Origin of the sequence: uncultured Bacteroides sp., assembly GCF_910586915.1 — a bacterium.
GTDB lineage: Bacteria > Bacteroidota > Bacteroidia > Bacteroidales > Bacteroidaceae > Bacteroides.
The window spans coordinates 1-5,754 of the sequence record NZ_CAJULN010000075.1 but is presented as its reverse complement, the minus strand read 5'-3'; the positions used below and the strand labels follow the sequence as shown (position 1 = coordinate 5,754).

Below are 5,754 nucleotides of genomic sequence, written 5' to 3'. Positions count from 1 at the left end.
CATGATGGAGGAGGAGAACTCCAACAACATGATTTCACGAGTCACGTATCCCACCGTCCAGCGGGGCATCCACGGACTTTCAATATTCAACTTAATCTGGATGGTAATCACCGCGCCGATGAAAAACGATATCAACAGCACAATTCCGATGGAGTTCACACCCAACTGCTCCAACTCGTTAAGGTATTGCCGGAAAAACATACGCATACGCTCGGGGCGGGAAAAGGTACGCCCCATGAGCATAAAATATCTTCCGACGGTTCTCAATGCTTTTATCATAACTCACACTATTTGTCTGCAAAAGTACATTATTTCGGCTTATTTTTACTACATTTGCCACAAAATAACTATAATATGGAAGAAAGCAAGATGGTGCTCCGCACGGAGGACTTGGTGAAAAAGTACGGCAAACGAACCGTTGTAAGCCACGTCTCCATCAATGTGAAGCAAGGTGAGATTGTAGGGCTGCTGGGGCCGAACGGTGCCGGCAAGACGACTTCATTCTATATGACCGTAGGACTGATTACTCCAAATGAAGGACGCATCTTCCTCGACGACTTGGAAATTACCAAATATCCGGTTTATAAACGGGCGCAAACAGGCATCGGTTACCTTGCGCAAGAAGCCTCCGTATTCCGTCAGATGAGCGTGGAAGACAACATTGCTTCCGTTCTCGAAATGACAAACAAACCCAAAGATTATCAGAAGGAAAAACTGGAAAGCCTGATAGCGGAATTCCGACTGCAAAAGGTGCGCAAGAATAAAGGTAACCAGTTGTCGGGAGGCGAACGCCGCCGTACGGAGATTGCACGCTGTCTTGCCATCGACCCGAAATTTATCATGCTCGACGAACCTTTTGCCGGTGTCGACCCGATTGCCGTAGAAGATATCCAACAAATCGTGTGGAAGCTGAAAGACAAGAATATCGGCATCTTGATTACCGACCACAACGTACAGGAAACGCTTAGTATTACCGACCGTGCCTACCTGCTCTTTGAAGGAAAGATTCTTTTTCAAGGCACACCGGAAGAACTGTCCGAGAATCAGATTGTGCGTGAGAAGTATTTGAGTAACAGTTTCGTACTACGGCGGAAAGATTTCCAGTTGGAGAAATAGATGCAGCATGGATTAACACTGATTTCCACTGATTAAAAATAAATACGGGCTAATCAATTTACAAATTTTGTATTTTTGATTAGCCCGTATTCTTTATGGAATATCTGTGAAAATCTGCGTTAATCCGTAGTGCACCTTTATTTCTGTCGAATATAAATATTAACCGGCGTACCTTTCAGGTTCCACTTCTCCCGCATCTTGTTTTCCAGGAAACGTTTGTAGGGTTCCTTTACATACTGCGGCAGGTTAGCGAAATAGACAAAAGAAGGAACCTGCGTGTTCGGCAACTGCGTGATATATTTAATCTTGATATACTTTCCTTTGTTTGAGGGGGGCGGATATGCTTCAATCAACGGGAGCATCTCTTCATTCAAACGGGCGGTCGGTATCCTCATCGTGCGGTTCTCATAGACATCGCGGGCTTCTTCGAGCACTTTCAGAATGCGCTGCTTCGTCAATGCGGAAGCGAAGATTATCGGGAAGTCGACAAACGGAGCAAAGCGCGAACGGACGGCTTCTTCAAACGTTTTCTGTACTTTCACGGATTTATCCTCCACCAAGTCCCATTTATTGATAACAACCACCAAACCTTTCTGATTCTTTTGGATAAGAGAAAAAATGTTCAAATCCTGACTCTCAATACCTCTCGTAGCGTCCAGCATCAGAATGCAGACATCCGAACCTTCGATGGCACGAATCGAACGAATCACAGAATAGTATTCAAGATCTTCATTCACTTTGTTCTTCTTGCGGATACCGGCGGTGTCCACCAGATAGAAGTCAAATCCGAATTTATTGTAACGGGTATAGATAGAGTCGCGGGTGGTTCCGGCAATCTCGGTAACAATGTTGCGTTCTTCACCGATAAACGCATTGACAATGGAAGACTTGCCGGCATTCGGACGTCCTACCACGGCAAAACGCGGAATCTCTTCATCCAGTATCTCAGAAGTCTCTTTTTTGAATTTGCTGACAATCAAGTCCATCAAATCGCCCGTACCGCTTCCCGTCATGGCGGAAATACAGTAGGGGTCGCCCACACCTAACTTATAAAATTCGGGAGCGTTATACTGCAACTCATTATTATCCGTCTTGTTGGCAACCATAATCACCGGTGTTTTGGTACGGCGCAGAATCGCTGCCACTTGCATATCCAAGTCGGTCACTCCGTTCATCACATCCACCACAAACAGAATTACGTCCGCTTCGTCTACTGCCAACAATACTTGCTTGCGAATCTCTTCTTCAAAGATATCGTCCGAGTTTACCACCCATCCGCCGGTGTCTACTACGGAGAACTCACGTCCGAGCCATTCCGACTTGCCGTATTGCCTGTCGCGGGTGGTACCTGCTTCTTCATTCACAATAGCCCGACGAGTCTTCGTCAGACGGTTAAATAAGGTAGACTTGCCCACATTGGGGCGTCCTACAATTGCAACTAAATTACTCATAGTTCAATACCTTGTTTTTTCACGACTATCACAGTCGCATGAATACTTTTCTTAATCTAACTGATAACCGAAATTGCGCAGTTCCTTGTCCGAACTACGCCAATCCTTATCAACTTTCACATATGTCTCCAAATAGATGGTCTTTCCGAAAAAACGCTCCAGTTCCCGACGAGCTTCGGTGGCAACCTTTTTCAGCGCCTTTCCCTGCTTGCCGATAATAATTCCCTTCTGCGAATCACGCTCCACGTAAATAATGGCACGAATCTGAATCTTCTTCGGACTTTCCTTAAACTCTTCCACGACCACCTCTACCGAATAAGGAATCTCCTTATCGTAATAGAGCAGAATCTTCTCCCGGATAATCTCATTCACAAAGAAGCGCGCAGGCTTGTCCGTCCACTGGTCTTTCCCGAAATAAGGAGGAGAGTCGGGCAGCAATTCCTTGATGCGCTTCATCACATAGTCCACATTGAACTTGGATGCGGCGGAAATCGGGATAATCTCGGCTTGCGGCAACAGTTCTTTCCACTCTTCGACGAGCTTGATTAGCTTCTCCTGGTCGGTAAGGTCAATCTTGTTGATGAGCAGAAGCACAGGCACGGTCATTTCACGCACCTTTGCCATAAACTCATTGTTCTTATCCGGTGTCTCTACCACGTCTGTCACATAAAGCAAAACATCCGCATCCGTCAGCGCCGAAGTAGAGAAATTCAGCATAGACTCCTGTAGCTTGTAATTGGGCTTCAATACCCCCGGAGTATCGGAAAATACAATCTGCATTTCATCCGTATTATAGATACCCATAATGCGATGACGGGTAGTCTGCGCCTTGAAGGTGGCAATCGAGATGCGCTCGCCCACCAAAACATTCATCAATGTCGACTTGCCGACATTCGGATTTCCTACGATGTTTACAAAACCTGCTTTATGCATTTATTTTCATTTTATCGGTTGAGACAAAAAAACGCATCGAATCGAAATAGGATGCGTTTTTGAGTTTTATTGTTCAGTAACTTAATTACTATTCCTTCTTTCCGTCATAACCCCACTTCACGTAAACCGCACCCCAGGTAAATCCGGCGCCGAATGCAGTGAAGATGATGTTATCACCTTTCTTGAGTTTATCTTCATAATCCCAGATACACAAAGGAAGCGTGCCGGCACTTGTGTTACCGTAGTGTTCGATATTTACCAGCACTTTGTCCATCGGCACTTCCATGCGATGGGCAACAGCTTCGATAATACGGATATTTGCCTGATGCGGCACAATCCAGTTGATATTATCTTTTGTCAGTCCGTTCTTTTCTGCAATCGCAGCCGAAACGTCCGACATACTGGAAACAGCATATTTAAATACTGTCCTTCCTTCCTGGTGCAGATAATGCATCTTGTTGTCTACTGTGAAATAAGAGGGCGGACAAACCGAACCTCCCGCTTTCATGTGAAGGAAAGGTAAACCTTTACCGTCCGTTCTCAGTATCGCATCCATGATACCGTAATCTTCCGTAGTCGGCTCTACCATAAAAGCGGCAGCACCGTCACCGAAAATAGGGCAGGTAGCACGATCTGTATAGTTGACCATTGACGACATCTTATCGGCGCCGACAATGATAATTTTCTTATATCTTCCCGAACGGATGAAATTCGCAGCCGTCTCCATCAGATAGAGGAAACCGCTACAAGCAGCCTGCATATCGAAAGCAAACGCATTCTTCAGTCCGAGTTTGTCGCAAAGAATAGAAGCTGTAGAAGGGAAGTGATAGTCAGGAGTAGTAGTAGCAACAACAACCAAATCGATATCGTCGGGATTAGCACCAGTCTTTTTCATCAACTGCTTGACAGCCTTACGCGCCATGTATGAACTACCTAATCCTTCCTCATTCAGAATATGTCTCTCTTTTACTCCGATACGAGTCATAATCCATTCGTCGTTGGTATCCACCATCTTCGATATCTCGTCGTTCGTCAAGATATAATCGGGCACATATCCTCCGACTCCTGTGATTACTGCATTTATTTTTTCCATCAAACCTATTTTAAATTAGCAATACTATAATACATAAAGCAGCCGGAGAGAATTACCCTCAGGCTGTTTCAGTATGACTGCACTAATTATACAGCAGCTTCTTTTACGATAGCGAGTTTACCTCTGTAATAACCGCAAGCGCCGCATACAGTGTGATAAACGTGCCATTCGCCGCAATTCGGACAGATAGCCAACGTCGGAGCTACTGCCTTATCATGAGTTCTTCTCTTCGCTGTTCTTGTTTTTGATTGTCTTCTCTTAGGATGTGCCATTTTCTTAAAACTTTAATTATTATCTAATATTTTTTTTAATTCATTCCAGCGGGGGTCGATTGTCGCCTCCACTTCTTCTTCAATGGCGATGCTGTCTCCGCCTTCGTCGAAAGCATCACCGCTATCATCATTGGCATTTGTTTTCAAATGCTTGCTTAATTTACTTGTCATCGTTTTATTGCACTTTCCGGGAGCGTGTATATGCTTCATCGGGATTGAGAGCGCAATAAATTCGTACATGAACCATGCAACGTTGATTTCTCCTTCTTCTTCAGGAATCACGATAAGGTTGTCACCTTCTTCTGCATATTCACGTCCGAATTTCACCATCAGTTTATCAGACGAGCTGACAGTTAGTTCCATATCGTCCAAACAGCGGTCACACGGCACCCACACCGTTCCTTCTGTCTGAAAACTCAGTTCGAAAGCGCGAGAGGTTCTTTTTACAGTCAATGCAACATTGACCTTTCCTTTCTGAACTTCAGGTCCATCAATGTGAGCGAAATAAAGGTTGTCCAAAACAAACTCATACTTAGCCGAGTCTGCCTGCATACCTTTCAAGTCAATTTTGTATTTATCAAATTTTCCCAAAGCGTCTTTCTGTTTAAATCGTTAGCTTACAATTCGGGCGACAAAGATACAAATAAATATCCTCATAACATACAAATTATCAGTAAATATTCATTTTTTAATGGGCTTTTAATAAAAACTGAATGAATAACAAAAGGAATACACCCGGAGATTTCTTGGCGCAGTGTACTTGTATCGGGCAAGGAGGATATTGAGAAGAATACAATAGGGCATTATTTTATGATTATCCGCTACCTTCCCCTCCCTTCCCACCAAAGGATTTAGATTCTAATATTCAACTGGTTGCAGCATCCATATC

At 44.3% G+C, this 5,754-nt stretch carries 7 protein-coding genes; 1 reads left to right on the top strand and 6 read right to left on the bottom strand.

Annotation, left to right across the window (positions count from 1 at the left end):
• On the bottom strand, window positions 1-279 hold a 279-nt coding region (locus tag QZ331_RS14210), incomplete at its 3' end, for an ABC transporter permease (RefSeq protein WP_294631384.1).
• A gap of 75 nt (window positions 280-354) precedes the next feature.
• On the opposite strand from QZ331_RS14210, the gene lptB reads away from it, so the two are divergent.
• Window positions 355-1,116 carry an LPS export ABC transporter ATP-binding protein gene (gene lptB / locus QZ331_RS14205; RefSeq protein ID WP_294631382.1) on the top strand — a complete coding sequence of 254 codons (762 nt, stop codon included), beginning with the start codon at window positions 355-357 and terminating at the stop codon, window positions 1,114-1,116.
• Window positions 1,117-1,253: 137 nt separating this feature from the next.
• Here lptB and der read toward each other — a convergent pair whose 3' ends face one another.
• The 5 genes from der to QZ331_RS14180 form a co-directional block, all read right to left on the bottom strand.
• A complete protein-coding gene (gene der, locus QZ331_RS14200; RefSeq protein WP_294631381.1) occupies window positions 1,254-2,567 on the bottom strand; it encodes a ribosome biogenesis GTPase Der in 1,314 nt (437 codons plus the stop codon).
• Window positions 2,568-2,618: 51 nt separating this feature from the next.
• Entirely contained in the window at window positions 2,619-3,500 is an 882-nt protein-coding gene (gene era, locus QZ331_RS14195) for a GTPase Era (RefSeq protein WP_294631379.1), read from the bottom strand.
• An 88-nt stretch (window positions 3,501-3,588) separates the two neighbouring features.
• Window positions 3,589-4,593 carry a beta-ketoacyl-ACP synthase III gene (locus QZ331_RS14190; RefSeq protein WP_294631377.1) on the bottom strand — a complete coding sequence of 335 codons (1,005 nt, stop codon included), beginning with the start codon at window positions 4,591-4,593 and terminating at the stop codon, window positions 3,589-3,591.
• 86 nt (window positions 4,594-4,679) lie between these two features.
• A complete protein-coding gene (gene rpmF, locus QZ331_RS14185) occupies window positions 4,680-4,865 on the bottom strand; it encodes a 50S ribosomal protein L32 (RefSeq protein WP_077155371.1) in 186 nt (61 codons plus the stop codon).
• 12 nt (window positions 4,866-4,877) lie between these two features.
• A complete protein-coding gene (locus QZ331_RS14180; protein WP_294631374.1) occupies window positions 4,878-5,456 on the bottom strand; it encodes a DUF177 domain-containing protein in 579 nt (192 codons plus the stop codon).
• Between the last annotated feature and the right edge of the window lie 298 nt (window positions 5,457-5,754).